The following is a 24,015-nucleotide window of genomic DNA, read 5'->3' as shown; positions in this document are numbered from 1 at the left end:
GGGGGCGGGGCAGCGGGTTTGCCCCGCGATCAGGGGCTCAATGTGGCGGATAGTTGCTCAGCACCTGGGTCACGGTCTTCTGGATCGCCGCGTTGCGCTCCTGCGGGCTGGGTGGGTAGTTGTTCATGATCTGTTCGGCGCTGCCACGCCACACCAGCTTGCCGTCACGCCCGTCGAACAGGTCGACCTGGATGGTCGCCACCTTGTAGTCGACGCTGCGGGTCTCGTTGTACATCGGCCCGCCCCAGTAGCCGCCCCAATAACCACCCCAGGCGCCGCCATAGTTGGTGGTGATCTGCTGCTGGCGGTCCTCGACGATCAGGTAGGCGCGCACCTTCACATCGGCCCGGGCACTGCCCTGGACCGGGCGCAGGCCACGCTGGTCGAGTTGCCCGGCGACCGCCTGACGGATGCGCTGCTCGGTCAGGTCGCTCTTGATCCGCGGATCGTCCGGACGGTATTGCAGGGCCGGCTCCTGCCAGGCCCAACTGCGGTAGGCGGCGAAGTCGCGGCTGGCATCGAAGTCCTGCTGCACGTTGTTGCTCGAACAGGCCGCCAGCAGCAGGGCGAAGGACAGAAGGACGAGACGGCGCAACATGATGGTTCTCCGTAAAGGGTCAGCTGGGAGGATAGCCGCTCATCGCCTTGCTCACCGACTCGCGCAGGGCGCTTTCGCGTTCACGCGGCGAGTCCTTGTCGCTGCCGCTTTCGGCGCTGGCGCTCCACACCGGCTGGCCGTTGCGGGCATCGAACAGGTCGATGCGCACCACCATCACTTCGACCTGGTAGGTGCGCACGATCGGCACGCTGCCATAGGCGCCATAACCATTGCGGTAGCCGCCGTAGCCGACGCTGCCATAGGGGTAGGGGCCGTAATAGGGATCGTAGTCGTAGTCGCGTACCTGGCGCAGGCGCCGCTCCAGGCGCACGTCGGCGCTGACCAGCAGGTCGGCAGGAGCATTGTGGGCCGGGCGCAGGCCGTGCTGGTCGAGGGCGCTGCTTACCGCGTCGGCCAACTGGCCCGGCGTAGCGTTCGCCAGGCCGCCGGGGGGCTGGCTGTTGCGCCAGCTCCAGCTGCGGTACCGGCCATAGTCGCGCGGTGGCGTGGGGTAGGCGCTGGCGTCGAAGGTACCGGCGGCTTGCGGCGGTGCCGGTGGCAGCGGCTTGCCGCTGGCGACATAGGGGTTGCTGCTCTGGCAGGCGGCCAGGGCGAGGGGGAGCAGGGCCAGGCAGAGCAGACGGTACGGCATGTATCCTCCTGGCGGGCGGGTCAGTGGGGCCGGCAGATCCAGTGCAGGTAACGACCCAGGCCGGCGAAGCTGGGGTGGCGACGGTGCGCCAGCTCCATCTCCAGCAGGTCGAGCAGCTCGGCCTTGGCCTGGAACTCCTTGGGCATGTAGTCGTGGAACACCCGCACGCCGCTTTCGCTTTCGACCTGCCACATGGGCTCAAGTTGCGCCTTGAGCTCGCGTGGATCAAGTGGTTTCTGTGGCGTCAGGCTCTGCTTCTCGCCGGCCAGGCGGTTATGCCGCAGCTTGCGGAAATGCCCCTTGAGCAGGTTGCGGTAGACCAGCGCGTCGCGGTTGTAGAAGGCCAGCGACAGCCAGCCGCCCGGCGCGGTCAGCTGATGAAGCACCGGCAGGATGCTTTCGGGTTCGGCCAGCCATTCGAGCACCGCGTGGCACAGCACCAGGTCGTAGGGCTCGGTGAGCTGGCCAAGCAGGTCCTGCCAGGGCGCCTGGATGAACGTCGCCTGCTGGCCGGCCTCGGCGAAGCGCGCACGGGCACCGTCGAGCATCGGCGCGGCGGGCTCGGCGAGGGTCAGTTGGTGGCCACGCTGGGCCAGCCACAGGGCCATGTGGCCCAGGCCGGCACCGATGTCGAGTACCCGCAAGGGGCGGTCGGGCAAGGCTTCGGCCAGGTCGGCCTGCAGCACCGCCAGGCGGATCGCCCCCTTGGCGCCGCCATAGATCTTCTCGGCGAAGCGGCTGGCCAGCTCATCGAAATGACGGTCGTTCATTTGGCGAAGCGCCTCTCGCTGTCGGCGAGCTTGGCCCGCACCACCTCGTTCATGTCCAGGCCAAGCTCGCTGCACAACAGCAGCAGGTAGAGGACGATATCGCCCACTTCCTGGCCGGCGTGGGCAAGCTGGTCGGCGGACAGCTGGCGCGACTGGTCTTCGCTCAGCCACTGGAAGATCTCCACCAGCTCGGCCATTTCGACGCTGGCGGCCATGGCCAGGTTCTTCGGGCTGTGGAAACCCCGCCAGTCGTTGGTGTCGCGGATGCGGTGCAGGCGTTCGGTCAGTTCTTGCAGGTTCATCGGGATCTCCTCGTGGCGCATAGCTTCCGGCGAGGTTCCTTGCAAAGCAAGCCCGATCAGAGCGCGCGCCAGCGGCCGAGCATGTGCACCAGCCCACCGTGGCCATCCAGGCGCAGTTGGCCGGTCGGCCCCGCCTCGCTGGCGCTCAGCACGACTTCCGAAGGCAGTCGCACCGGCTTGTGGAAATCCACCGCGAATTCATAACCGGCTTTGGGCAGGTGCCCCTGCAGCGCCGCCAGTGCCATGGCCTTGCTCCACATGCCGTGGGCGATCGCTCTGGGGAAACCGAACAGCCGTGCGCTGAGGCGGCTCAGGTGGATCGGGTTGTAGTCGCCGCAGACCCTGGCATAGCGCCTGCCGATGTCGCTGTCGGCGTACCAGCGGGTGGCCTCGGGCAATGCGGCGGGTGTCTGCGCGGTGACGCTGGCGGCCTGTTGCTCGAGCTTGAGGCCGCGCACCAGCATGCGGCTGGTCTCGCGCCAGAGCAGCCCGAGCCCGTCCTCGGCCTCGGTCACCAGGTCGAAGGTGCCGCCCTTTTCGTGGGGCTGCAGGTTGTCGGCGTACACCGCGAAGCGCAAGCCATCGATGCCGCCCAGTGGGCGCAGCACCCGCAGGCTGTTGTGCAGGTGCACCAGCCCGAGCAGGGGGAAGGGGAAGTCGTCGCCGGTGAGCAACTGCAATTGCAGGTTGAAGGCCATGATGTGCGGGTAGGTGCCCGGCAGGCGGCCGTCATCGGCGAAGTGGCAGAGCCGGCGATAGGCCACCAGGTTGGCGGCATCGACCCGCAGGTAGCAGCGCAGGCCCGGCTCCGGCAACTGGCTGCCACGGATCTTGCGTCTGCCGAGGGCGCGCAGGTAGAGGTTCAGGCGTGAGTCGGGGCTGTGCAGGTCGTGCCAAGGTCGGGTCATGGTCAGGCTCCCATCAAGGCCTGGCCGCAGACCCGCAGAGCCTGGCCGTTGACCGCGCCGGAACCTGGCTGGCTGAGCCAGGCGATGGCCTCGGCGACATCCTGCGGCAAGCCGCCCTGGCCGAGCGAGCTCAGGCGCCGGCCGGCTTCGCGCAGGCCCATGGGCATGGCCGCGGTCATGTGCGTCTCGATAAAGCCCGGCGCCACCGCGTTGATGCTGGCACCCTGTGCGGCCAGGCGCGGCGCCCAGGCCTGGGCGAAACCGATCAGCCCGGCCTTGCTGGCCGCGTAGTTGGACTGGCCGCGGTTGCCGGCGATGCCGCTGACCGAGGCGAGCAGGGTGATACGGGCGTCGCGCTGCAGCTTGCCACCCTCGAACAGCGCCTGGGTCAGCACCTGCGGGGCCTTTAAGTTGACGGCCAGCACCGCGTCCCAGTATTCCGGGGTCATGTTGGCAAGGGTCTTGTCGCGGGTGATGCCGGCGTTGTGCACCACGATGTCCAGGCCTTGCGGCAAGGCTTCGAGCAACTGCGCGGCGGCATCGGCGGCGCAGATGTCCAGGGCCAGGGCACGGCCGCCCAGGCGCGCGGCGAGGGCGTCGAGGTCGCGCTGCGCCTGGGGCACGTCGAGCAAGGTCACCTCGGCGCCATCGCGGGCCAGTGTTTCGGCGATGGCCGCGCCGATACCCCGCGCGGCACCGGTGACCAGGGCGTGACGGCCGGCCAGCGGGCGAGTCCAGTCTTCGACCTGGGCGGCGCACGCCGACAGGCGCAGGACCTGCCCGGAAACGAACGCACTCTTGGGCGAGAGAAAGAAGCGCAGCGCGCCTTCGAGCTGGTCTTCGGCGCCATCACCGACATACAAGAGATTGGCCGTTGCGCCGTTGCGCAACTCCTTGGCCAGCGAACGGCTGAAACCCTCCAGGGCGTGTTGGGCGACACTGGCTTGCGCATCGTCCAGGCTTTCCGGGGCGCGCCCCAGGATCACCACATGGGCGCTGGGGGCCAGGCTGCGCAGCAAGGGCTGGAAGAATTCGCGCAACTGCTTGAGCGCATCGCTGTCGGACAAGTGACTGGCATCGAACACCACGGCCTTGATTTTCGGCCCCAGGCCGGCGACCCAGACGGGGGCGTCGAGCGCTTCGGCGTCGAAGCCGTAGCAATCGGCGGTCAGGCGTGGGGCGATTGCCGCGACCTGGCTGGCCAGCGGGCCGCCACCGAGTACCAGCGCGCCCTCGATGGGGCGCAGGCGCCCGGCCTGCCAGCGCTCCAGCGGCACCGGGCGCGGCAGGCCGAGGGCATCGACCAGTTTGCGGCCAAGGGTGGAGTTGGCAAAGCCCAGATAGCGGTCGCTCATGTACGGTTCTCCCTGAAGGCAAGCATGCAAGTGTGGACCAACTTCGTGGAAGGATCGTTCGAATAGCCGAAAAGAACCTAGTCTTAAGGCTCAAATTGTTTCAGGAGGAACAGGCATGCAGTCAATTCGCCGGGTCGCGATCCTGGGGGGCAACCGGATTCCCTTCGCCCGCTCCAATGGCGCCTACGCCAAGGCCAGCAACCAGGCGATGCTCACCGCCGCCCTCGAAGGCCTGGTGGAGCGCTACCGCCTGCATGGGCTGCGCCTGGGCGAGGTCGCGGCGGGGGCGGTGCTAAAGCACTCGCGTGACATGAACCTGACCCGCGAGTGCGTGCTCGGCTCGCGCCTGTCGCCGCAGACGCCGGCCTACGATATCCAGCAGGCCTGCGGCACTGGGCTGGAGGCGGCGTTGCTGGTGGCCAACAAGATCGCCCTGGGACAGATCGACAGCGGCATCGCCGGCGGCGTCGACACCACCTCGGATGCCCCCATCGCGGTGAGCGAAGGGTTGCGTCAGATCCTGCTGCAGGCCAACCGTGGCAAGAGTCTTGGCGAGCGCCTCAAGCCTTTCCTCAAGTTGCGTCCGGGCCTGCTCAAGCCCGAGCTGCCGCGCAACGGCGAGCCGCGCACGGGGCTGTCGATGGGCGAGCATTGCGAGCGCATGGCGCAGACCTGGCAGATCGAGCGCGGCGACCAGGATGCGCTGGCGCTGCTCAGCCATCAGCACCTGGCGGCGTCCTATCGCGAGGGATGGCACGACGACCTGCTCACGCCCTACCTGGGCCTGACCCGCGACAATAACCTGCGCGCCGACCTCACCCTGGAACAGTTGGCCAAGCTCAAGCCGGTGTTCGAGCGCAGCGGCCTTGGCACGCTCACGCCGGGCAACTCCACGCCGCTGACCGATGGTGCCTCGCTGGTGCTGCTCGGCAGCGAGGCCTGGGCCGAGGAGCATGGCCTCAAGGTGCAGGCCTACTGGGTCGACGGCGAGGCGGCGGCAGTGGATTTCGTCCATGGCCAGGAGGGCCTGCTGATGGCGCCGGTGTACGCGGTGCCACGGCTGCTGGCACGCAACGGCCTGACCTTGCAGGACTTCGATTTCTACGAAATCCACGAAGCCTTTGCCGCCCAGGTGCTGTGCACTCTCAAGGCCTGGGAAGATGCCGACTACTGCCGCACACGGCTGGGGCTCGATGCGCCGCTCGGTGAGATTGACCGTACCAGGCTGAACGTGAAGGGCAGCTCGCTGGCCGCAGGGCACCCGTTCGCCGCGACGGGCGGGCGGATTCTGGCGAACATGGCCAAGCTGCTCAGCGAGCGGGGCAAGGGGCGCGGCCTGATTTCCATCTGCGCGGCGGGCGGCCAGGGAGTGACGGCGATCATCGAGCGATAGGTTCGGCGTTGACTGCGATGGCTGATACCCTTGTCCGTCCCGAGACACCAGGCCCAATCATGTCGACTATCGGCCCGCGCCCCATCCCCACGCTGGACCACTTGCCCAGGCCGCTCTATGCCCGCGCCGAGAGCCTCGGTGCCGGATCCTGGACCACCCGCCACCGCCACGACTGGGTGCAGTTCTCCTACGCCATCAGCGGGGTGCTTGGCGTGTACACCAGCGACGGCAGCTACTTCGCCCCGCCGCAATGGGGCGTGTGGATCCCGGCCGGCACCGAGCACGATGTGGTGACCTCGATGCAGGCCGAGATGCGCAGCCTGTATGTGCGCAGCGATGCCTGCCCATGGTCGCCCAGCGAATGCCGGGTGCTGGAGGTCACGCCGCTGGCGCGCGAGCTGATCAAGCAGTTCTGCACCTTCGCCGTGGCCTATCCGGAGGGCGACAGCGCCGAGGCGCGGCTGGTGGCGGTGTTGCTGGACCAACTGCGCACCCTGCCGCAGGTAGGCTTCTCGCTGCCGTTGCCGCGCCATCCGGGGTTGCTGGCGTTGTGCAACGGGCTGATCGCCGCGCCCGACCAGGTGCAGACCTTGCAGCAGTGGGCCGTGCAACTGGGGGTGTCGGAAAAGACCCTGATGCGCCTGTTCCAGCGCGAGACGGGGCTGAGCTTTCGCAACTGGCGCCAGCGCATGCGCCTGTTGACGTCGCTGGCGCTGCTGGAAGCGGGGGAGAGCGTCACCCAGGCGGCGCTGGGCTGCGGTTATGACTCGACCTCGGCCTATATTGCCGCGTTCAAGCAGTTGTTCGGGGCGACGCCGGGGGAGCTTCGCCTGTAGCAGGTAAAAGGCCGGTCGGTGGGCAACCGCGCATCTACAAGAGCGCGCGTGCCCACCGCCGGCAACTCAGGTCTTGAACCTGCGCACCAGCGCATCCAGCTCGTTGGACAGCCCGGCCAGGCTCTCGGAGTCCTGACGCGCCGCCTGGGCCAGTTCCGCCACCAGTTGGGCATCGCCATGGATCTGGCTGATGTGGCGGTTGATGTCCTCGGCCACCTGGTGCTGCTCCTCGGCGGCGGTGGCGATCTGGGTGTTCATGTCGCGGATGACGTCCACCGATTCGCGGATCTGGCCGAAGCTGTCGCGGGCCAGGCCGATACGGCTGACCGACTGCTGCGAGACCTCGATGCTGGCGTGCATCTGCTCGGCGACCTGGGCCGTGCGGCTGGCCAGGTTGCCCAGCAGGCCGTCGATCTCGGCGGTGGAGTCGGCGGTGCGCTTGGCCAGGGCGCGAACTTCGTCGGCGACCACGGCAAAGCCGCGGCCCTGCTCACCGGCGCGGGCGGCCTCGATGGCGGCGTTGAGCGCCAGCAGGTTGGTCTGCTCGGCAATCGAGCGGATGGTGCCGAGGATCGACTGGATGGCATTGCTGTCACGCTCCAGTTGCTGGATCGATTGCGCCGACTGCTCGATTTCCTGGCTCAGGCGATCGACGCTCTGCACCGCCGCGTCGATCTGCTGCTGCCCTTCACGGGCCTGCTGCTGGCCGCTGTCGGCCGATTGCGCGGCCTGGCTGCAGGAACGGGCCACTTCGTTGGCGGTGGCGACCATCTCATGGAAGGCCGTGGAGACCATGTCCACCGCTTCGCGCTGGCGCCCGGCGGCTTCGGCCATGTCGCCGGAGACGCGGGTCGAGCTGTTGGAGGTGCTGAGGATCTTGCTCGCCGCACCGCCGATGTGCTGGATCAGGCTGCGGATGGCGCCGAGGAACTGGTTGAACCAGCTGGCCAGCTGGGCGGTTTCGTCGCGGCCGCGGATCTCCAGGTTGCGGGTCAGGTCGCCTTCGCCCTGGGCGATGTTCTCCAGGCCGCTGGTGACGCTGTTGATCGGGCGCACGATGAGCTTGGCGAACGCCGCGCCTACCACGGCGAACACGGCGGCCAGGATCAACGCGACGACGCCGATCAGCCAGGTAAGGCGGGTGGTGGTCTGCATCACTTCGTCTTGCTGGATCAGGCCGATGAAGGTCCAGCCGAGTTTCTCGTCGGGGTAGACGTTGGCCATGTAGCGCTCGCCGTTCAACTGCACTTCGGCCAGGCCCTTGCCGGCCTTGGCCAGCTCGGCGTAGCCGTCGCCCAGGCTGGCGAGCTGCTTGAAGTTGTGGCTGGCGTCGCGCGGGTCGACCATCACGTTGCCGTTGTTTTCCATGAGGATCAGGTAGCCGCTCTCGCCCAGCTTGATCTGCTTGACGATTTCGGTAAGGCCCTTGAGCGACACATCGATGTTGACCACGCCGCCCGGGTTGCCCAGCGTGTTGGCCACGGCGCGCACGGTGCTGACCAGCACGGCGTCGTCGCCGGCCCAGTAGTAGGGGGCGGTGCGCAGGGTTTTGCCGGGGTTGGCCATGGCCGCCTGGTACCAGGGGCGAGTACGCGGGTCATAGTTGGCCATTTTCGGATCGCCCGGCCAGAACGCGTAGCCACCGTCCTTCAGGCCATAGGACACATAGGCGTAGTCCGGGTGGCTCTGGGCCAGGCGGCTGAACAGGTCGAACAGCGCCTTGTCCTGCTCGCCGGGAGCGATGCTGGCGGCATCGGCGCTGATGTGCTTCTTGACGTTGTCAGCGCTGGCCGCCACCAGGGGCTGTGCGGCGAGGTAGTCGACGTTCTGGGTGATGCCCTGGAAGAAGATGTCCATGGCATTGCCGACCTGGCGAATCTCCCGGCTGCTGTTGTCGAGGAAATCGTCGCGGGCTTCGCCGCGCAGGTTGAGCACCACCAGGGTGGCGACCAGGACGATGGGCAGGCCGGCGATGATGGCGAAGGCCCAGGTGAGTTTCTGCTTGATGTTCATCCACGCTCCCAGAGTTGTTCTTGTCGTTGCACGAGGCTGTAACAGTGCATCGGCAAAGCCTGGGTTTTATGTAGGCGAACGCCTGTATTTATTGGGTGAAAAGGCTATTGAAGGGGATATCGGTCGGGGTTGGCTAATATGGCATACCAAAAGGTGTCCGCAGGAGCGACGCACTGCCGCTCCCACAGGCGATACCGTCAGTGACAGCAGCCGCTGCCATTGGCCAGGTCCTTGAGGATCGGGCAATCCGGGCGGTCATCGCCCTGGCAGTGGGCCACCAGCTCACCGAGGGTGTCGCGCAGGCTCACCAGCTCTTCGATGCGCTGGTTCAGCGCGTCGATATGCTGCATGGCCAGGGCCTTCACGTCGGCGCTGGCGCGCTGGCGGTCCTGCCACAGGGTCAGCAGCTTGGCGACTTCGTCCAGGGAGAAGCCCAGGTCCCGCGAGCGCTTGATGAACGCAAGGCTGTGCAGGTCTTCCTGCTGGTACAGGCGATAGCCGCTTTCGCTGCGCGTGGCGGGGCGCAACAGACCGATGGACTCGTAGTAACGGATCATCTTGGCGCTGAGCCCGCTACGGCGGGCGGCCTGGCCGATGTTCATGGCGCCTCCTGGTCGATGGCGGTGGGTTTCCAGGTTTTCAGCCACAGGGCGTTGCTGACCACGCTGACGCTGGACAGGGCCATGGCGGCGCCGGCCAGTATCGGGTTGAGGTAACCAAGTGCGGCCAGGGGGATGCCGACCAGGTTGTAGATGAAGGCCCAGAACAGGTTCTGGCGGATCTTCGCATAGGTCTTGTGGCTGATGTCCAATGCCGCGGGCACCAGGCGCGGATCGCCGCGCATCAGGGTGATGCCGGCGGCCTGCATGGCCACGTCGGTGCCGCCGCCCATGGCGATGCCGATATCGGCGGCGGCCAGTGCCGGGGCGTCGTTGATGCCGTCGCCGACCATGGCCACCACGCCTTGCTGCTTGAGCGCGGCGACTGTAGCCGCCTTGTCCGCTGGCAGCACTTCGGCATGCACGTCATCGATGCCCAGGGCGTCGGCCACCACTTTGGCGCTGCCACGGTTGTCGCCCGTCAGCAGGTGGCTGCTGATGCCACGGGCATGCAGCGCGTCGATGGCCGCGCCGGCGCCGGGCTTGAGGCTGTCGCCGAAGGCGAACAGGCCGAGTACGCGAGGGTGCTGGCCGCGTTCGATCAACCAGGACAGCGTGCGGCCCTCGGCTTCCCAGGCCTGCGCACTGTCGGCCAGGTCACCCGGCGGCAGACCGTTTTCGTCGAGCAGGCGACGGTTGCCCAGGGCCAGTTCACGGCCATCCACCTGGCCGGCGATGCCGCGACCGGTGAGGGACTGGCTGTCGGCAACCTGTGGCACGTGCAGGCCTTGTTCGGCGCAGGCGTCGAGTACCGCTTTGGCCAAGGGGTGCTCACTGCCGCGTTGCAGGGCGCCGGCCAGGCGCAGCAACTCGTCGTTGTCGCCGCTGCTGGCTTGGCTGTGGACGATGCGCGGGCTGCCCGAGGTGAGCGTGCCGGTCTTGTCGAACACCACGCTGTTCACCGCATGGGCACGCTCCAGTGCTTCGGCGTCCTTGATCAGGATGCCGTGACGGGCGGCGACGCCGGTGCCGGCCATGATCGCGGCGGGCGTGGCCAGGCCGAGGGCGCATGGGCAGGCGATCACCAGCACGGCGACGGCGTTGATCAGGGCGGTTTCCAGCGGCGCGCCGGCCAGCCACCAGCCGACCAGGGTGATCAGCGCCAGCACCAGTACTGCTGGCACGAACACCTGGCTGACCCGGTCGACCAGCTTCTGGATGGGCGCCTTGGCCGCCTGGGCGTCCTCGACCAGGCGGATGATGCGCGCGAGCACGGTCTCGGTGCCCAGGGCCAGGGTTTTTACCAGCAGCCGGCCTTCGCCGTTGATGGCCCCACCGGTTACCGAGTCGCCAGGCGCCTTGGGCACAGGCAGGCTTTCGCCGCTGATCAGCGCTTCATCGGCATGGCTGCTGCCTTCGAGCACTTCACCATCGACCGGGAAGCGCTCGCCGGGTTTGACCACTACCAGGTCGCCCAGGCGCAACTGACTGATCGCCACCTCTTCCTCGCGCCCTTCGATGACTCGCACCGCCCGTTCCGGGCGCAGCGCCTCCAGCGCCCGGATGGCGCTGGCGGTCTGGCGCTTGGCGCGGCTTTCCAGGTACTTGCCCAGCAGCACCAGGGCGATGACCACCGCCGAAGCTTCGAAATACAGGTGCGGTTCCATGCCGTCATGGGCGTTGGCCCATTGGTACAGGCTCAGGCCGTAGCCGGCGCTGGTGCCCAGGGCGACCAGCAGGTCCATGTTGCCGGCACCGGCGCGCACGGCCTTCCAGGCGGCGACGTAGAAGCGTGCGCCGAGGATGAACTGCACCGGCGTGGCCAGCAGGAACTGCGCCCAGGCCGGCAGCATCCAGTGCACACCGAAGGGTTGCGCCAGCATCGGCAATACCAATGGCAGGGCCAGCAGCAGGGCGGCGCCGACCGCCAGGCGTTCGTTGCGCAGGCGGCGTTGGGCTTGGGCCTGGTCATCGTCGGCGGTGCGCGGCAGGCTGGCGCTGTAGCCGGCCTTTTCCACCGCGGCGATCAACACGCCGTCATCGACGGCCTGCAAAACTTCGAGGTGGGCGCGTTCGCTGGCCAGGTTGACGCTGACCTGCTCGACCCCCGGCAGCTTGCCGAGGGCGCGTTCGACACGGCCGGCGCAGCTGGCGCAGGTCATGCCGCCGATCTGCAGTTCGAGGGTGCGGGTGGGGACGCTGTAACCGGCGTCGCGCACCGCGCCGACCAATGCCGGCAAGCTGTCGGCCGGCGCCTGGACCCGGGCCTGCTCGGTGGCCAGGTTGACGCTGACATGTTCGGTGCCGGTGACCTTGCGCAGGGCGCGCTCGACCCGACCTGCGCAACTGGCGCAGGTCATGCCGCTGATCGGCAGGTCGAAGGTGGTGGATGCGGGCATGGCTCTCTCCTCCGTGGATAGGCCTTCAGCATCAACCTTGCCATGCGGGCAAGGTCAATAGCCCAGGTTGGCTTGCCTCAATTCCAAGCCCTTGTGCCCTGTGGCGATGCGGTACTTCCTGATCTGCCCCGCCTGCAACGTCAGGCGCGTGCTGCGCTGGTCTTCGATACCCGGGGCGCAACCGGGCATCTGCCCGGGGAGCAGGCGCAAGCGTACGTCGACCGGGCCCGGTGGCAGGTTGAACGAGGTCGATTGCTCCTGGAACAGCCGGCCGGCCAACTGATCATTGAGGTAGATACCGATCTCGCAACTGCTGGCCACTTCCAGGCGCTCCCGGGAAATCATCAGCACGCTGTAGTCCGAGTTGCCTTCGGCGCTGGCCGGTGGCACCACGGCCAGCGCGCCCAGCAGTCCGACTAGGCTCATTGCTGCCCTGATCATGAAGAATCTCCTGCTTGCCAAAATCGTCAAAGGCGCAGCTTGGCCGAGCCGCGCAAGGATTTCCAGCCCGGCCGTTTGACGCGGAACTTGACCTTGCCCCGATGGCAAGGCTGAAAGTAGACAAAACCCACAAGGAGGCAACCCCTATGCAAGTGTTCAATGTACAAGGCATGACCTGTGGCCATTGCGTGAAAGGCGTGACCCGTGCGGTGCAGGAGCAGGACGCCGCGGCGCGGGTAGAGGTGGACCTGGCGGCGAAGCAGGTGCGGGTGGACAGTGCGCTGGCGGCGGATCAGATCCTGGCGGCGATTCGTGAAGAGGGGTATCAGGCCGAGGTGGCCTGAACGGCTGGATTGTCCAGCTAAAGCATTTCTGTAGAAGCGGGCTGCCTGGGCAAGCCCGCGGCTACAGAAATACAGGCCAATTATTGCAAAGGTTTTCAACGCCCGATGATCCAGTGCAGGTAGACTAAACGACTTGCTTAGCCTGCTATGGATTCTCCATGAACCTGCGAACCTTGCTGATTCTCGGCGCCCTCAGTGCGTTCGGGCCTTTGGCGATCGACTTCTATCTGCCCGCCTTCCCGGCCATGGCGCATGCCTTCGCCACCGACGAAAAGCATGTGCAGGCGACCCTGGCCGCCTACTTCCTCGGCCTGTCCCTGGGGCAGCTTGCCTATGGGCCAGTGGCCGACCGATTCGGCCGGCGCATCCCGCTACTGTTCGGGGTCGGCTTGTTCACCGTGGCCTCCCTGGCCTGCGCCTACGCCCCCAACCTCGACAGCCTGATCGTGGCGCGCTTCGTCCAGGCCCTGGGCGGCTGCGCCGGCATGGTGCTGTCGCGGGCGATCGTCAGCGACAAGTGCGACGCGGTGGCCTCAGCCAAGGTGTTCTCGCAATTGATGCTGGTGATGGGCTTGGCACCGATCCTCGCGCCGATGCTCGGTGGCGTGCTGGTCAACGTGTCCGGTTGGCAGTCGATCTTCCTCGCCCTGAGCCTGTTCAGCGCGGCCTGCCTGGTGGCCGTCGGCCTGGGGCTGCCAGAGAGCTTGCCGGCCCATGTGCCGCGCCAGCCTCTGTCGGGCGCGCTGCGCCAGTACCTGCGGCTGTTCGGTGACCGGGTTTTTGTCGGTCATGCGTTGACCGGTGGTATCGCCATCGCCGGAATGTTTGCCTACATCGCCGGTTCACCGTTCGTGTTCATCAAGTTATATGGGGTGCCCGCCGAGCACTATGGCTGGCTGTTCGGCACCAACGCCGCAGGCTTCATCCTGATGGCCCAGGTCAATGCGCGCCTGCTGGCCAAGCGTGGCCCGGCGTTCCTGCTGGCGCGGGCAGTGTGGCTGTACCTGGTGGCGGCGCTGGCGCTGCTGGTGGTCGCGGCGCTGCGCCCAGCGCAGTTGTGGCCGTTGCTGGTGCCGTTGTTCATATGCATCGCCAGCCTTGGTTGCATCATCCCCAACGCCTCGGCCTGCGCCATGAGCGGGCAGGGCGCGCGGGCCGGCAGCGCCTCGGCGCTGATGGGCTGTCTGCAGTTCAGCGTCGCCGCGGGCGCGGCAGCGCTGGTCGGGGTGCTGCACGATGGCAGCGCGGTGCCCATGGCGCTGGTGATCAGCCTGTGCGGCGCACTGGTGGTCAGTGTCGCAGTGCTGACCCGGCGCTTGCAGGCCAGCCGGCCTGCGTGAGGGTGTGGGGCGCGCTCAGGCGCGCCTCCAGCAGGGCGACGAACGAGCGTGCCTCGGCCTCGCTACGGAAACTCACCACATGCTGGTCGAGCTGGACCTGCCAGGGGCAGGCGGGATTTCGGTTCGACGCACTGACGACAATCTTCATCGCGATCCACCTCCAGTGAGCGGGAGCGGATCTAGTGTAGCGCCGCTCCCGGCGCTCACCATGACCGTCAGTCACTCCCCTGACTGACGGTCATGGTGGCTTGAAGTAAGGCCACCTTCTGTTTTGCGCAGCGGAAGTTTTCACTGTGTATGTCGGACTTTTCGAGCCTGGTGATAGCGGCTGTCAGCTACGTTCCTGGCGCAGCCACAGTAGAACGGGGGCATAAGCCACTTCTGCGGCGCGGCGCGCTGACAAACGCACCTTTGCGGACGTTGCGCGGGGGACCAACGCCCACTCGGTCCGTGCATGCATGCCGCGAGGCGAGCCACCTCCAGCGGCTTATACTGCCTCCGGCGCCCAATGCCAGCGTGAGATCCTTCCTGGCCTGGCGCTGACCATCCGGCACACGAACCATCCCGTGCTTGCCCGCACAGGCGGCAGGGCGTCGGCGCTTATCGCCGCCAGACGAGTTACATCAGGGAGCTTCAGTTTCATGACCGCAGTCCGCAGCATCAGTCAGGTTGCCAGCCTGATGGCCGATCCCAAGCGCAGCGCCATGTTGTGGGCGTTGATCGATGGCACCCCGCGTGCGGCGGACGAGCTTGCCGTGATCACCGGCCTGAGCACTTCCTCGGCTTGCGCGCACCTGTCGCTGTTGTCCAGTGCCGGCTTGCTCAGGCACGAAACGCGTGGGCGCAAACGCTTTTTCCGCCTGGCAACGCCGGAGGTCGGCACCGCAGTGGAGGCCCTTGCCAGCGTCCAGTTGGCCAGCCGCTCCGTGGGTGGGCAGGGCTCTTCGCTGCAAATCCCTCTGTCGATGCGCAAGGCGCGCTTGTGCGGTGATCATCTGGGCGGCGAGGTGGCTGCCGCGCTCCTGCATCGCCTGCATGTGGCCGGTTGGTTGGAGGGCAGCGAACAGCACCTGGTCGTGAGCCAGGAGGGCAAGGGGCAACTGGAGGCGATGGGGGTGTTCATCGACGCGCTGGCCGCCGCCGACCGGCGTGGCTGTGTGATCTGCCACTGCAGCAAGTGGAACGATCAGGGTCCGCACCTCGGCGGTTGCCTGGGCCAAGCGTTGCTCAGGCTGTTCACCCAGTCGGGCTGGGTGCGTGAGCAGGAGGGCAGCCGGGCGGTGCACCTTACACCGCTCGGCCAACAGCAGATCAACGCGATCGCCTGCCTACCCTCGCGCCAGGTCGGTTAGCGCACCAGGCGTGCGTCCAGGCTGTTCTGCGCCAGGCGGCGTGCCTGCTCCTGGGTCATGCCCAGATGCTCGTGCAGGGCATGGAAGTTCTCGGTGACGTAGCCGCCGAAGTAGGCCGGGTCATCGGAGTTGACCGTGACCTTCACGCCACGCTCGAGCATGTCGAGGATGTTGTGCTGGCTCATGTGGTCGAACACGCACAGTTTGGTGTTGGACAACGGGCAGACGGTCAACGGGATCTGCTCGTCGATGATGCGCTGCATCAGGCGTTCGTCCTCGATGGCGCGCACGCCGTGGTCGATACGCTGGATCTTCAGCAGGTCGAGCGCCTCCCAGATGTATTCGGGCGGGCCTTCCTCGCCGGCATGGGCCACGGTCAAAAAGCCTTCGCTGCGGGCGCGGTCGAAGACGCGCTGGAACTTGCTGGGCGGATGGCCTTTTTCCGAGCTGTCCAGGCCTACGGCGACGAATGCGTCGCGGAAGGGCAGGGCCTGGTCGAGGGTTTGCTGCGCCTCGTCCTCGCTCAGGTGGCGCAGGAAGCTGAGGATCAAACCACTGGAGATGCCAAGCTGTTCACGGCCATCCTTGAGTGCCTGGCTGATGCCATTGAGCACCACCTCGAACGGAATGCCCCGGTCGGTATGGGTCTGCGGGTCGAAGAACGGCTCGGTGTGGATAACGTTCTGCGCCTTGCAGCGTTGCAGGTAGGCCCAGGTCAGGTCGTAGAAATCCTGCTCGGTACGCAGGACGCCGGCGCCCTGGTAATAGAGGTCGAGGAATTCCTGCAGGTTGTTGAAGGCATAGGCGCCGCGCAGGGTTTCGACATCGGCCCAGGGCAGCGCGACCTTGTTGCGTTCGGCCAGGGCGAACAGCAGTTCGGGCTCCAGCGAGCCCTCCAGGTGCATGTGCAGTTCCGCCTTGGGCAAGGCGTTCAGCCAGTCATACATGTGTGCAATCTCGATCAGGTACGGTTGGCCGCCATTCTACAGGGCCTGGCCGGGCAATGCGCCCATCCAGGCCTGTCACGCAGTGAATCACCAGGTGAGCGGCTCGCCCTTGTAGTTGATGAAACGCAGGCCGCCGTTGCCGCTCTGCGCCTTGATCTGCTCGAGCATGCCACGGGTGCTGGTGAGCACGTCGATCTCGGCATTCTCGCCGCCCATGTCGGTCTTCACCCAGCCCGGATGCATGGCCAGCACGGCAAGGTCGGGGCGCTGCAACTCGACCACGAAGCTGTTGATCATCGAGTTGAGGGCAGCCTTGCTGGCCTTGTACAGGCAGATCTCGCCGCCGTCGGGGATGGTCACGCTACCCAGGATCGAGCTCATGAAGGCCAGCACGCCGCTGCCTTGACGCACCTGGCTGGCCAGGCGCCGGGCCACACGGATCGGCGCCACGGCGTTGGTCATGAACAGCTCGCCGATCTGCTGCACCTGCACGCTTTCAAGGTCCTGCGGCAGCGGGCCCATGACTCCGGCGTTGACGAACACCAGGTCGAACACTTCACCTTGCAGGCGCTGCTTGAGCCCGTCGAGTTGGACGGTGTCGTTCATCTCCAGGCGCTCGATACGTACACCGGAAACCTCGCGCAGAGCGCCTGGCTGTTGCGGGTCGCGCACGGTGGCGACGACATTCCAGCCATCTTCGCGCAAGCGTTGCACCAGCCCGAGGCCAAGGCCTCGGGAGGCGCCGATGATCAGGGCATTCTTGTTTGCGGTCATTGCGATACTCCATATCAAAGGCGGGGCGAGCGCTGTTGTGCATAGGTTCGCTCGCCGAGCGACAACGGGGTGATTGCCCTCCACCGGGAAAGGCCTGGGTGACGAGCATAAACCAGGTACCTGGCGCTCGCCTTGTGGAGGCTGATCAAAAAACGATCGATTGCCTGGAAAGCCTGTGGGGGCTGGGCCTGGCGCTGTAGTTCACGGGTTATCCACAAGCCGCTCCACAGTAATTGTGTGCAAGCGCAGCGGGCCAGAAAATGGCGGTTTGGGGGCGAGCTTACATTGAAAGCTGGGGATAACTCACAGTCTTTCAGTCACTTGTGCCGGTGTCACACAAATGTGATCAAAATATGCTCAATGCTTCGCAGGCCTTGTCGCACAAGGCCTGTATCAGCTTGCCCCAAGCTTATCCACAGGCAGGCCCACAGTAGTTGTGGGCAACGCTCACTCTCTTTCCAGCAGGATGCGACCGCGGCTCAGGTCGGCGAGTTGCTGCTGCAGTAGGTTGAGGTGGCTTTCACCCAGGGCGATGCGCAGGTCGACGCCGTTGGCGGTGAACTGCTCGTCCAGCACCACGCCGTCCACCTCAGCCAGGCGTAGCTTGAGCAGCGCTAGTTCGCTGAAGGTGCAGCTGCAACTGAACGCGCTGCGCTGCACCAGCACACGCTTGGGTGCCTGCTGCAGGCATTTGTTGGCGCCGCCGCCGTAGGCCCGGGCCAGGCCACCGGTGCCCAGCTGGATGCCGCCATACCAGCGGATCACCAGCACCACCACCTGGTCGCAGTCCTGGGCTTCGATGGCGGCTAGGATCGGTCGCCCGGCCGTGCCGCCCGGTTCGCCGTCATCGCTGCTGCGGTACTGGGCGCCGAGCTTCCAGGCCCAGCAGTTGTGGGTGGCCGCCAGGTCGCTGTGGCGTTCGATGAAGGCCATGGCCTCGGCGGGGCTGCCGATCGGGCCGGCGAGGGTGATGAAGCGGCTCTTGCGGATTTCTTCGCGCAATTCGCAGAGCTCGAGCAGGGTAGAAGGCATAAGTCCGGGTCAGGCGGGCGTGCTGATGCCGCAGCCTTTGAGAATGATGTGGATAAGATTGTTGCTGGCGTCTTCCATGTCCTGTTTGGTCAGGCGGCTGCGGCCGGTGACCTGGCAGATCTGGGTGGCGAAGTCGGCGTAGTGCTGGGTGCTGCCCCAGAGCAGGAAGATCAGGTGCACCGGATCTACCCGGTCCATCTTGCCGGCGTCCATCCAGGCCTGGAACACCGCGGCGCGGCCACGGAACCATTCCCGGTAGTCGGCGCTGAAGTACTCGCTCAGGCACTCGCCGCCGCTGATCACTTCCATGGCGAAGATTCGCGAGGCCTGCGGGTTGCGCCGGGAGAACTCCATCTTGGTGCGAATGTACTGGCTGAGCGCCTCGGCCGGGTCGTCCTCCACGCTCAGGGCGTTGAAGGTGCTGTCCCACAGTTCGATGATGTTGCTCAGCACCGCGATGTACAGGCCCAGCTTGTTGGTGAAGTAATAATGCAGGTTGGCCTTGGGCAACCCGGCCTTGAGCGCGATGGTGTTCATGCTCGTGCCCTTGTAGCCGTGGCGGGCGAACTCGTCCTCGGCGGCCTGGATGATGGCCTGTTCGTTCTTCTGGCGAATGCGGCCGGCGGGCTTGCCCGAGGCGGGGGAGCGATGCGCAGGGACTTCTAGGGTCATGGACGATTCCGGGCGGGTCGTTACGGATGTCGGACAGATTACCTGCCTGTGCCGAAGTGACAAGCATTAGCGTCAGGGACAGGCATCAGCGTGTCGCAGCCAGGCTCTCGAGGAAGCTTTCCAGCACCAGGTTTGGTCGTCGTCCCTTGCGCGTTACCCAGCTCAGGCCCAGGTCATAGAAGCGCTGGGCGGGCTTCAGCGCCCGCAGGCGCCCTTGCTGCACCCAGAAGCTGGCGTAGTGGTCGGGCAAATAGCCGATATAGCGGCCCGTCAGGATCAGGAAGGCCATGCCTTCGCGGTCCGAGGCGCTGGCGGTACAGTGCAGGGCCTGGTAGTGCGCCTGGATGTCGGCGGGCAGGCGGAAGGTCGGGGCGATAGCGTCCTGGGCGTTGAGGCGATCGTCATCGATCTGCTGGTCTTCGGCGTAGAACAGCGGATGGCCGACCGCGCAATAAAGCAGCGAGCGCTCGCTGTACAGCGGTTGGTATTCAAGACCTGACAACGGACTGGTCTGCGGTACCACGCCCACGTGCAGGCTGCCGTCGAGCACGCCTTGCTCGACCTGGCTGGGGGCGATCATGCGGATCTGGATACGCACGTCGGGGCCGCGGTCCTTGAGTTCGGCAAGGGCGTGGGTGATGCGCATGTGTGGCAGGGTGACCAGGTTGTCGGTGAGACCAATGTTCAGCTCGCCGCGCAGGTGCTGGTGCAGGCCATTGACCTCGGTGCGGAACGTCTCCAGGGCGCTGAGGAGTTGCAGCGCCGAGTGGTAGACCTCGCGACCTTCCTCGGTCAGCGAAAAACCTGCCCGGCCACGTTGACACAGGCGCAGGCCCAAGCGCTGTTCAAGGTCATTCATCTGCTGGCTGATGGCCGAACGGCCGATGCCCAGGACGTTTTCCGCCGCTGAAAAGCCGCCGCACTCGACCACACTGCGGTAGATCTTCAATAGGCGAATGTCGAAATCGCTGACCTGCGCGAGGGGATCGGGGCGTCGGCTCATTAGTTTAGTTATCCGCTGACTGAAGGTTAGAAAAGCTGGGTTTTTCGAACTTTATCGCCGTGACAACTTAGCTGCAACAACACCCATCGTTGCCTAATCGTCTTTCGAGGAACCGCCCGATGAACATGCCCGAATCCGCTCAAGCCGGTCTGGCCAGCCAGCTCAAGCTGGATGCCCACTGGATGCCGTACACCGCCAACCGCAACTTCCAGCGCGACCCGCGGCTGATCGTGGCGGCCGAAGGCAACTACCTGGTCGACGACAAGGGCCGCAAGGTGTTCGACGCCTTGTCGGGCCTGTGGACCTGCGGCGCCGGGCATACTCGCAAAGAGATCAGCGAAGCGGTGGCCCGTCAGGTCGCCACCCTCGACTACTCGCCGGCCTTCCAGTTCGGCCACCCGCTGTCGTTCCAGCTGGCTGAGAAGATCGCCAACCTGGTGCCGGGCGACCTGAACCACGTGTTCTTCACCAACTCCGGCTCCGAGTGCGCCGACACTGCGCTGAAAATGGTGCGTGCCTACTGGCGCCTGAAAGGCCAGGCCACCAAGACCAAGATCATCGGCCGTGCCCGTGGCTATCACGGGGTGAACATCGCCGGCACCAGCCTGGGTGGCGTCAACGGTAACCGCAAGCTGTTCGGTCAGTTGCTGGACGTCGACCATCTGCCCCACACCGTGCTGCCGGGCAACGTGTTCAGCAAGGGCATGCCGGAAGAGGGCGGTATCGCCCTGGCCGACGAGATGCTCAAGCTGATCGAGCTGCATGACGCCTCGAACATCGCCGCGGTCATTGTCGAACCGCTGGCTGGTTCCGCCGGTGTGCTGCCGCCGCCGAAGGGCTACCTCAAGCGCCTGCGCGAGATCTGCAGCCAGCACAACATCCTGCTGATCTTCGATGAAGTGATCACCGGCTTCGGCCGCATGGGCGCCATGACCGGTGCCGAAGCCTTCGGCGTGACCCCGGACCTGATGTGCATCGCCAAGCAGGTCACCAACGGCGCCATCCCGATGGGCGCGGTGATCGCCACCGGCGAAATCTACCAGACCTTCATGAACCAGCCGACTCCTGAGTACGCGGTGGAATTCCCCCACGGCTACACCTACTCGGCGCACCCGGTCGCCTGCGCCGCCGGCATCGCCGCGCTGGACCTGCTGCAGAAGGAAAACCTGGTGCAGTCCGCAGCCGAGCTGGCGCCGCACTTCGAAAAGCTGCTGCATGGCGTCAAAGGCACCAAGAACGTCGTCGATATCCGCAACTACGGCCTGGCCGGCGCGATCCAGATCGCCGCGCGCGATGGCGATGCCATCGTTCGTCCGTACGAGGCGGCCATGAAGCTGTGGCAAGCCGGCTTCTATGTACGCTTCGGTGGCGACACCCTGCAGTTCGGGCCGACCTTCAACACCCAGCCTCAAGAGCTGGATCGTCTGTTCGACGCCGTGGGCGAAGCCCTGAACAAGGTCGACTGATTTTCCGATTCTGACGTCGGGCGCGTGAGTGCCACGCGCCTGTCTCTACCTTCTTTATCTGGAGTTATGCATGAGCATTGTTCAGCACCTGATCCACGGCGAACTGGTCAGCAAGGGCGAGCGCACCGCTGATGTCTTCAACCCGTCGACCGGCCAGGCGGTGCGCAAGGTCGAGCTGGCCAGCCGCGCCACTATCCAGCAGGCCATCGATTCGGCCAAGGCCGCCTTCCCGGCCTGGCGCAATACCCCACCGGCCAAGCGCGCCCAGGTGATGTTCCGCTTCAAGCAGCTGCTTGAGCAGAACGAAGCGAAAATCTCGCAGATGATCAGCGAGGAACACGGCAAGACCGTGGAGGACGCTGCGGGCGAGCTCAAGCGTGGCATCGAGAACGTCGAGTTCGCCTGCGCCGCCCCGGAGCTGCTCAAGGGCGAGTACAGCCGCAACGTCGGCCCGAACATCGACGCCTGGTCCGATTTCCAGCCGCTGGGCATCGTCGCCGGTATCACGCCGTTCAACTTCCCGGCCATGGTGCCGCTGTGGATGTACCCGCTGGCCATCGCCTGCGGCAACGCATTCATTCTCAAACCGTCCGAGCGTGACCCGAGCTCGACCCTGTACATCGCCCAGCTGCTGCTGGAAGCCGGCCTGCCGAAGGGCATCCTCAACGTGGTGCACGGCGACAAGGAAGCGGTCGACGCACTGATCGAGGCGCCAGAGGTCAAGGCCCTGAGCTTTGTCGGCTCGACCCCGATCGCTGAATACATCTATGCCGAAGGCACCAAGCGCGGCAAGCGCGTGCAGGCCTTGGGCGGTGCGAAGAACCATGCGGTGCTGATGCCCGACGCCGATCTGGATAACGCGGTCAGCGCGCTGATGGGCGCTGCCTATGGTTCTTGCGGCGAGCGCTGCATGGCCATTTCGGTGGCGGTGTGTGTCGGCGACCAGGTGGCCGATGCGCTGATCGCCAAGCTGGAGCCGCAGATCAAGGCGCTGAAGATCGGTGCCGGTACGTCCTGCGGCCTGGACATGGGCCCGCTGGTGACCGCGGCCGCCCGTGACAAGGTTGTGGGTTACATTGACGACGGCGTCGCCGCTGGCGCCAAGCTGGTGGTCGATGGGCGCGGTTTCCGTGTGGCCGGTAACGAAGATGGCTATTTCGTCGGTGGCACCTTGTTCGACAAGGTAACCCCCGAAATGCGTATCTATAAGGAAGAGATTTTCGGGCCGGTGCTGTGCGTGGTGCGGGTGAACAGCCTGGAGCAAGCCATGCAGTTGATCAACGAGCATGAGTACGGCAACGGTACCTGCATCTTCACCCGTGACGGTGAGGCGGCGCGGCTGTTCTGCGATGAGATCGAAGTGGGCATGGTCGGCGTCAACGTGCCGCTGCCGGTGCCGGTGGCGTATCACAGCTTCGGTGGCTGGAAGCGTTCGCTGTTTGGTGATCTGCATGCCTATGGCCCGGACGGTGTGCGTTTCTATACCCGTCGTAAGGCGATCACCCAGCGTTGGCCGCAGCGGGCCAGCCATGAGGCGTCGCAGTTTGCCTTCCCTAGCTTGTAAGGCGCAGGGATGAAAGCGGGGCGGCCGAGAGGCCGCCCCGCTTAGTTTTGAGGTTTTGCTTTATATAACTGAAATAAAGGTTGACGGGGTTTCAGATCCCCTTATAATGCGCCCCACTTCCAGCGACATCGGAACGAAAAACTCCTTGAATATCAATGAGTTGATTGTTTGGAGAGGTTGCGGAAGTGCTTCGATCGTCAGATCGGCAGTGGTGAAAAAGGCAGTTGACAGCAGGTTGTAACGCTGTATGATTCGCCTCCCGCTACGAGAGATCGCAGCGAGTCAAGTGTTTGAAGTTGAACGGGTTTCTCGCAAAATACTTCAAAATAAACGCTTGACAGCCAATGAGGAAAGCGTAGAATGCGCGCCTCGGTTGAGACGAAAAGCTCTTAACCAAACGCTCTTTAACAAATTGAATCAAGCAATTCGTGTGGGTGCTTGTGAGTATGGACTGATAGTCGCCAAGATTATCAGCATCACAAGTGGCCATGCGAGAAATCACATAGTCATTTGAGATTGCTGAGCCAAGTTTAGGGTTTCTTAAAAACCCAAGCAGTATTGAACTGAAGAGTTTGATCATGGCTCAGATTGAACGCTGGCGGCAGGCCTAACACATGCAAGTCGAGCGGATGACGGGAGCTTGCTCCTTGATTCAGCGGCGGACGGGTGAGTAATGCCTAGGAATCTGCCTGGTAGTGGGGGACAACGTTTCGAAAGGAACGCTAATACCGCATACGTCCTACGGGAGAAAGCAGGGGACCTTCGGGCCTTGCGCTATCAGATGAGCCTAGGTCGGATTAGCTAGTAGGTGAGGTAATGGCTCACCTAGGCGACGATCCGTAACTGGTCTGAGAGGATGATCAGTCACACTGGAACTGAGACACGGTCCAGACTCCTACGGGAGGCAGCAGTGGGGAATATTGGACAATGGGCGAAAGCCTGATCCAGCCATGCCGCGTGTGTGAAGAAGGTCTTCGGATTGTAAAGCACTTTAAGTTGGGAGGAAGGGTTGTACGCTAATACCGTGCAATTTTGACGTTACCGACAGAATAAGCACCGGCTAACTCTGTGCCAGCAGCCGCGGTAATACAGAGGGTGCAAGCGTTAATCGGAATTACTGGGCGTAAAGCGCGCGTAGGTGGTTCGTTAAGTTGGATGTGAAAGCCCCGGGCTCAACCTGGGAACTGCATCCAAAACTGGCGAGCTAGAGTATGGTAGAGGGTGGTGGAATTTCCTGTGTAGCGGTGAAATGCGT

The 24,015-nt window shown here is 65.1% G+C and carries 23 protein-coding genes, 1 rRNA gene and 1 pseudogene (1 of these 25 only partly in view); 8 read left to right on the top strand and 17 right to left on the bottom strand.

Features of this window, described 5'->3' with window-relative positions; translation table 11 throughout:
• Positions 1-37: 37 nt before the first annotated feature.
• From LU688_RS23735 to LU688_RS23710, 6 genes are read right to left on the bottom strand one after another with little or no spacing between them, the layout of a single operon-like run.
• A complete protein-coding gene (locus tag LU688_RS23735) occupies positions 38-598 on the bottom strand; it encodes a DUF4136 domain-containing protein (RefSeq protein ID WP_023630953.1) in 561 nt (186 codons plus the stop codon).
• 19 nt (positions 599-617) lie between these two features.
• Complete coding sequence (locus LU688_RS23730; protein ID WP_094012502.1) at positions 618-1,250, bottom strand: DUF4136 domain-containing protein; 633 nt, start codon at positions 1,248-1,250, stop codon at positions 618-620.
• Positions 1,251-1,270: 20 nt separating this feature from the next.
• Complete coding sequence (locus tag LU688_RS23725) at positions 1,271-2,020, bottom strand: methyltransferase domain-containing protein (protein ID WP_038706829.1); 750 nt, start codon at positions 2,018-2,020, stop codon at positions 1,271-1,273.
• A complete protein-coding gene (locus LU688_RS23720; protein WP_031316949.1) occupies positions 2,017-2,322 on the bottom strand; it encodes a MazG-like family protein in 306 nt (101 codons plus the stop codon). Before LU688_RS23720 ends, LU688_RS23725 begins: the two co-directional genes overlap by 4 nt.
• Positions 2,323-2,378: 56 nt before the next feature.
• A complete protein-coding gene (locus LU688_RS23715) occupies positions 2,379-3,230 on the bottom strand; it encodes a MaoC family dehydratase (RefSeq protein ID WP_160290622.1) in 852 nt (283 codons plus the stop codon).
• Positions 3,231-3,232: 2 nt separating this feature from the next.
• Positions 3,233-4,585: a 3-oxoacyl-ACP reductase gene (locus LU688_RS23710; RefSeq protein ID WP_160290621.1), complete on the bottom strand. Its 1,353-nt coding sequence runs from the start codon at positions 4,583-4,585 to the stop codon at positions 3,233-3,235.
• Between the two features lie 115 nt (positions 4,586-4,700).
• On the opposite strand from LU688_RS23710, the gene LU688_RS23705 reads away from it, so the two are divergent.
• Together LU688_RS23705 and LU688_RS23700 are read left to right on the top strand one after the other, a co-directional pair.
• Entirely contained in the window at positions 4,701-5,978 is a 1,278-nt protein-coding gene (locus LU688_RS23705; RefSeq protein ID WP_160290620.1) for an acetyl-CoA C-acetyltransferase, read from the top strand.
• A 59-nt stretch (positions 5,979-6,037) separates the two neighbouring features.
• The gene (locus tag LU688_RS23700; RefSeq protein WP_038706826.1) at positions 6,038-6,814 is read left to right on the top strand and encodes an AraC family transcriptional regulator; all 777 of its coding nucleotides are present in this window, start codon (positions 6,038-6,040) and stop codon (positions 6,812-6,814) included.
• Positions 6,815-6,880: 66 nt separating this feature from the next.
• On the opposite strand, the gene LU688_RS28055 is transcribed toward LU688_RS23700, so the two are convergent.
• The 5 genes and pseudogenes from LU688_RS28055 to LU688_RS23680 all read right to left on the bottom strand — a co-directional run bounded on the left by LU688_RS28055 (position 6,881) and on the right by LU688_RS23680 (position 12,266).
• Entirely contained in the window at positions 6,881-7,609 is a 729-nt protein-coding gene (locus LU688_RS28055; RefSeq protein ID WP_376752419.1) for a methyl-accepting chemotaxis protein, read from the bottom strand.
• Between the two features lie 129 nt (positions 7,610-7,738).
• Positions 7,739-8,671: pseudogene (locus tag LU688_RS28050) on the bottom strand (HAMP domain-containing protein); the annotation flags it as partial.
• 353 nt (positions 8,672-9,024) lie between these two features.
• Positions 9,025-9,429: a Cu(I)-responsive transcriptional regulator gene (gene cueR, locus LU688_RS23690; RefSeq protein WP_023631307.1), complete on the bottom strand. Its 405-nt coding sequence runs from the start codon at positions 9,427-9,429 to the stop codon at positions 9,025-9,027.
• Entirely contained in the window at positions 9,426-11,825 is a 2,400-nt protein-coding gene (locus LU688_RS23685; RefSeq protein WP_160290619.1) for a heavy metal translocating P-type ATPase, read from the bottom strand. Before LU688_RS23685 ends, cueR begins: the two co-directional genes overlap by 4 nt.
• Before the next feature lie 54 nt (positions 11,826-11,879).
• The gene (locus tag LU688_RS23680; protein ID WP_104444888.1) at positions 11,880-12,266 is read right to left on the bottom strand and encodes a hypothetical protein; all 387 of its coding nucleotides are present in this window, start codon (positions 12,264-12,266) and stop codon (positions 11,880-11,882) included.
• 146 nt (positions 12,267-12,412) lie between these two features.
• On the opposite strand from LU688_RS23680, the gene LU688_RS23675 reads away from it, so the two are divergent.
• Entirely contained in the window at positions 12,413-12,610 is a 198-nt protein-coding gene (locus LU688_RS23675; RefSeq protein ID WP_023632213.1) for a heavy-metal-associated domain-containing protein, read from the top strand.
• A gap of 158 nt (positions 12,611-12,768) precedes the next feature.
• Positions 12,769-13,950, top strand: a complete 1,182-nt coding sequence (locus LU688_RS23670) for a multidrug effflux MFS transporter (RefSeq protein WP_038706823.1) — start codon at positions 12,769-12,771, stop codon at positions 13,948-13,950.
• Here the strand turns inward: LU688_RS23670 and LU688_RS23665 are convergent.
• A complete protein-coding gene (locus LU688_RS23665) occupies positions 13,901-14,098 on the bottom strand; it encodes a hypothetical protein (RefSeq protein ID WP_031315199.1) in 198 nt (65 codons plus the stop codon). The genes LU688_RS23670 and LU688_RS23665 overlap by 50 nt on opposite strands.
• A gap of 493 nt (positions 14,099-14,591) precedes the next feature.
• On the opposite strand from LU688_RS23665, the gene LU688_RS23660 reads away from it, so the two are divergent.
• The gene (locus LU688_RS23660) at positions 14,592-15,302 is read left to right on the top strand and encodes an ArsR/SmtB family transcription factor (protein ID WP_023630783.1); all 711 of its coding nucleotides are present in this window, start codon (positions 14,592-14,594) and stop codon (positions 15,300-15,302) included.
• On the opposite strand, the gene LU688_RS23655 is transcribed toward LU688_RS23660, so the two are convergent.
• From LU688_RS23655 to LU688_RS23635, 5 genes are all read right to left on the bottom strand, one after another.
• Positions 15,299-16,249, bottom strand: a complete 951-nt coding sequence (locus LU688_RS23655) for an adenosine deaminase (RefSeq protein WP_094012510.1) — start codon at positions 16,247-16,249, stop codon at positions 15,299-15,301. The two genes, LU688_RS23660 and LU688_RS23655, sit on opposite strands and share 4 nt — an antisense overlap.
• A gap of 87 nt (positions 16,250-16,336) precedes the next feature.
• Positions 16,337-17,023, bottom strand: a complete 687-nt coding sequence (locus LU688_RS23650; protein WP_023630782.1) for an SDR family oxidoreductase — start codon at positions 17,021-17,023, stop codon at positions 16,337-16,339.
• A 447-nt stretch (positions 17,024-17,470) separates the two neighbouring features.
• Complete coding sequence (locus LU688_RS23645; protein ID WP_038706821.1) at positions 17,471-18,055, bottom strand: IMPACT family protein; 585 nt, start codon at positions 18,053-18,055, stop codon at positions 17,471-17,473.
• 9 nt (positions 18,056-18,064) lie between these two features.
• Entirely contained in the window at positions 18,065-18,727 is a 663-nt protein-coding gene (locus tag LU688_RS23640; protein ID WP_023629633.1) for a TetR/AcrR family transcriptional regulator, read from the bottom strand.
• An 85-nt stretch (positions 18,728-18,812) separates the two neighbouring features.
• Entirely contained in the window at positions 18,813-19,730 is a 918-nt protein-coding gene (locus LU688_RS23635) for a LysR family transcriptional regulator (RefSeq protein WP_023629634.1), read from the bottom strand.
• Positions 19,731-19,849: 119 nt separating this feature from the next.
• Here LU688_RS23635 and aptA point away from each other — a divergent pair, with 119 nt between their 5' ends.
• From aptA to LU688_RS23620, 3 genes are all read left to right on the top strand, one after another.
• A complete protein-coding gene (gene aptA, locus LU688_RS23630; RefSeq protein ID WP_023629635.1) occupies positions 19,850-21,196 on the top strand; it encodes an omega-aminotransferase AptA in 1,347 nt (448 codons plus the stop codon).
• Positions 21,197-21,266: 70 nt separating this feature from the next.
• Entirely contained in the window at positions 21,267-22,760 is a 1,494-nt protein-coding gene (locus LU688_RS23625; RefSeq protein WP_023629636.1) for a CoA-acylating methylmalonate-semialdehyde dehydrogenase, read from the top strand.
• 560 nt (positions 22,761-23,320) lie between these two features.
• A 16S ribosomal RNA gene (locus tag LU688_RS23620) occupies positions 23,321-24,015 on the top strand (it continues 842 nt past the right edge of the window).

It is taken from the genome of Pseudomonas soli, assembly GCF_021283165.2.
Lineage (GTDB): Bacteria > Pseudomonadota > Gammaproteobacteria > Pseudomonadales > Pseudomonadaceae > Aquipseudomonas > Aquipseudomonas soli.
Note: the sequence above shows the minus strand (reverse complement) of the source record. Positions and strands in the feature narration are given on the sequence as shown.

Excerpts from the sequence above, each read along its gene's own strand:
- LU688_RS23645 (WP_038706821.1), bottom strand. The coding sequence starts at position 18,055 with ATGCCTTCTACCCTGCTCGAGCTCTGCGAATTGCGCGAAGAAATCCGC.
- aptA (WP_023629635.1), top strand. The coding sequence starts at position 19,850 with ATGAACATGCCCGAATCCGCTCAAGCCGGTCTGGCCAGCCAGCTCAAG.
- LU688_RS23625 (WP_023629636.1), top strand. The coding sequence starts at position 21,267 with ATGAGCATTGTTCAGCACCTGATCCACGGCGAACTGGTCAGCAAGGGC.
- LU688_RS23650 (WP_023630782.1), bottom strand. The coding sequence starts at position 17,023 with ATGACCGCAAACAAGAATGCCCTGATCATCGGCGCCTCCCGAGGCCTT.
- LU688_RS23675 (WP_023632213.1), top strand. The coding sequence starts at position 12,413 with ATGCAAGTGTTCAATGTACAAGGCATGACCTGTGGCCATTGCGTGAAA.
- LU688_RS23710 (WP_160290621.1), bottom strand. The coding sequence starts at position 4,585 with ATGAGCGACCGCTATCTGGGCTTTGCCAACTCCACCCTTGGCCGCAAA.
- LU688_RS28055 (WP_376752419.1), bottom strand. The coding sequence starts at position 7,609 with ATGGTCTCCACGGCCTTCCATGAGATGGTCGCCACCGCCAACGAAGTG.
- LU688_RS23670 (WP_038706823.1), top strand. The coding sequence starts at position 12,769 with ATGAACCTGCGAACCTTGCTGATTCTCGGCGCCCTCAGTGCGTTCGGG.
- LU688_RS23720 (WP_031316949.1), bottom strand. The coding sequence starts at position 2,322 with ATGAACCTGCAAGAACTGACCGAACGCCTGCACCGCATCCGCGACACC.
- LU688_RS23700 (WP_038706826.1), top strand. The coding sequence starts at position 6,038 with ATGTCGACTATCGGCCCGCGCCCCATCCCCACGCTGGACCACTTGCCC.
- LU688_RS23660 (WP_023630783.1), top strand. The coding sequence starts at position 14,592 with ATGACCGCAGTCCGCAGCATCAGTCAGGTTGCCAGCCTGATGGCCGAT.
- LU688_RS23635 (WP_023629634.1), bottom strand. The coding sequence starts at position 19,730 with ATGAGCCGACGCCCCGATCCCCTCGCGCAGGTCAGCGATTTCGACATT.
- LU688_RS23680 (WP_104444888.1), bottom strand. The coding sequence starts at position 12,266 with ATGATCAGGGCAGCAATGAGCCTAGTCGGACTGCTGGGCGCGCTGGCC.
- LU688_RS23655 (WP_094012510.1), bottom strand. The coding sequence starts at position 16,249 with ATGTATGACTGGCTGAACGCCTTGCCCAAGGCGGAACTGCACATGCAC.
- LU688_RS23730 (WP_094012502.1), bottom strand. The coding sequence starts at position 1,250 with ATGCCGTACCGTCTGCTCTGCCTGGCCCTGCTCCCCCTCGCCCTGGCC.
- LU688_RS23705 (WP_160290620.1), top strand. The coding sequence starts at position 4,701 with ATGCAGTCAATTCGCCGGGTCGCGATCCTGGGGGGCAACCGGATTCCC.
- LU688_RS23735 (WP_023630953.1), bottom strand. The coding sequence starts at position 598 with ATGTTGCGCCGTCTCGTCCTTCTGTCCTTCGCCCTGCTGCTGGCGGCC.
- LU688_RS23715 (WP_160290622.1), bottom strand. The coding sequence starts at position 3,230 with ATGACCCGACCTTGGCACGACCTGCACAGCCCCGACTCACGCCTGAAC.
- LU688_RS23665 (WP_031315199.1), bottom strand. The coding sequence starts at position 14,098 with ATGAAGATTGTCGTCAGTGCGTCGAACCGAAATCCCGCCTGCCCCTGG.
- cueR (WP_023631307.1), bottom strand. The coding sequence starts at position 9,429 with ATGAACATCGGCCAGGCCGCCCGCCGTAGCGGGCTCAGCGCCAAGATG.
- LU688_RS23640 (WP_023629633.1), bottom strand. The coding sequence starts at position 18,727 with ATGACCCTAGAAGTCCCTGCGCATCGCTCCCCCGCCTCGGGCAAGCCC.
- LU688_RS23685 (WP_160290619.1), bottom strand. The coding sequence starts at position 11,825 with ATGCCCGCATCCACCACCTTCGACCTGCCGATCAGCGGCATGACCTGC.
- LU688_RS23725 (WP_038706829.1), bottom strand. The coding sequence starts at position 2,020 with ATGAACGACCGTCATTTCGATGAGCTGGCCAGCCGCTTCGCCGAGAAG.